The 1,993-nt window shown below is 61.5% G+C and carries 1 protein-coding gene and 1 pseudogene; both read right to left on the bottom strand.

Annotated elements, in window-relative coordinates; translation table 11 throughout:
- A partial coding sequence (locus AC0L2Z_RS35205; protein ID WP_473630618.1) for an IS256 family transposase occupies nt 1-1,144 on the bottom strand: 1,144 nt, incomplete at its 3' end.
- 524 nt (nt 1,145-1,668) lie between these two features.
- A pseudogene (locus AC0L2Z_RS35200) lies at nt 1,669-1,993 on the bottom strand (N,N-dimethylformamidase beta subunit family domain-containing protein); the annotation flags it as partial.

Raw genomic sequence — 1,993 nt, 5'->3', positions numbered from 1 at the left:
TGAGGTAGCGGGTCGCCTCGAGCCAGTTCTCGTGGATCTCCACCGCCAGTGCCCGAACCAGCCGCAGACAGCTCTGCTGGCTGGGGAAGATGCGGACGACCAGGGTACGCCGCTTGATCTCCTGGTTCAGCCGCTCCAGCATGTTCGTCGACTTCATGTGCTTGTGATGGGCAAGCGGCAGCCGATAGAAACTCAGCGTCTCCTCGATGCTGTCCTCTACCCAGTTCACTAATTTCGGGTATTTGGCCTGCCATTTGGCGATCCACTGCGCCAGGTCGCGCTTGACCTCGGCTAGGTCGCGCCGGTCATAGAACCATCTGAGCTCCATCAGGCAGTCGTCATCGACCTTGCGCGGCACATAATCGAGCGCGTTTCTGAGGAAGTGCACGTAACAGCGCTGCCAGACTGCCTCAGGCAGGACTTCCCGGATCGCTGCCCTGAGCCCCGGATGGTCGTCGGAGACGACGAACTCCACGCCGGCGAGCCCGCGCTGCTTGAGCCCTGCCACGAACGCGCGCCAGCTCGAATGGCTTTCACGGTTGGCCAGCTCGACACCGAGCACCTGGCGCCGGCCCTCCCAGTCGACCCCGATCGCCACCAAGACCGCCTGGCTGGCGATCACGCCGGCCTCGCGCGCCCGCTCGTAGCGCGCATCCAGAATGAGGTACGGGTAAGGTTCGGCAAGCCGCTGCTCAAAGAACGCCTTCAGGGCTTCATCCAGCCGCGCCGTCGCCTGGCTTACCGTCGAGGCCGAGAAGGAATGGCCGCACAGCTCCTCGGTGATCGCCTTCACCTTGCGCGTCGACACGCCTTGCACGTACATCTCGACCAGCGCCGATACCAGTGCCTTCTCCGAGCGCTGATAACGCTCAAACAACTCCGTCGAGAACCGGCCGGCCCGATCCTGCGGAACGCGAAGTTCCAGGACGCCAACCCGCGTCACAAGCTTGCGTTCGTAATAGCCGGACCGGTAACCAACCCGCTCCGCCCTCCGCTCGCCTTTCTCAGCCCCGATCGCCTCCGTCATCTCGGCTTCCAAAGCCTCCTGCACGACAGTCTGCAAAACTCTGCGAAAGCCGTCCTCATCCGACAACAGCAACGCTTTCAACTCGCCTCTGCTCAGTCTAACGTCTCGCTTGGTCATGGCACTTACCCTTCCACGGGAATCGGTGATCGCAACGTCACCAGCGTGCCATGGCCGCCCCTCGCCTCAGAGTAAGGGCTGGTTCTCTCTCCTAAGCTTTTTGCAGAACCTTCAGGACACTATCTGGTCGCGCAGCCATGTTTACCGCTCGATGCTTATGCACCCTTAGATCTGAATGCTTGCCGCCTCGCCACGTACGTGAGTACGACCTCACGCACGGCGTCATCAACTCATCAACATCAACGATGATGTCGGCAATTAGCGTGCGAAGAGTTGCTGACGCGCGCGCATCGTCACGTTGGGCGCCTCCCAGGCCGCTGCTGAATTGTCACCAGATTTGCGAAGCTGCGGGTCGAACTCGATGGTCGACGGACTCTCGGCACCTGACGCGCTCTCAAATCCCGCACGCGCGGCGCAGCGCGGTCTAGAATTCTTCTCCAGGTGCGCGGTGATCAGACGATTTTCGCGATCGCAGGCTGCGTAGCGGCCGTCCGTGTTTTGGTTCTGAACAGTCACACGGGACTCTACCCGCGCCCGAGATAACGGTTAAGCACATTGCATGTCACGTGTTCGACCCAGGCGTCGCGTCTCAGAAGACCTGCCACCCATTCGCAACTCCCAGCATGGAATACCTCGCCCTTGCCGCGCTTGAAATTGACGATCATCCCATTCCCGCGCTTGACCTTTTCGAGATTGGCGTCACTTGCCTCGCCGAACAGTGTCTCGGCGACGAAACGGCCGTCCTCATCGCTGAAGAACGCCATATCGGCGTTCTCCTCGACCAGGGTGGCCATGCCGACGGCGAGGATTTCGAGACCGTCCGGCGCGCCGCTCGTCGGCGAAGGGTAG

The sequence above is a fragment of the Mesorhizobium sp. WSM4850 genome (assembly GCF_055811735.1).
The sequence above is the reverse complement of the archived record's forward strand: the minus strand, read 5'-3'. Positions and strand labels throughout refer to the sequence as shown.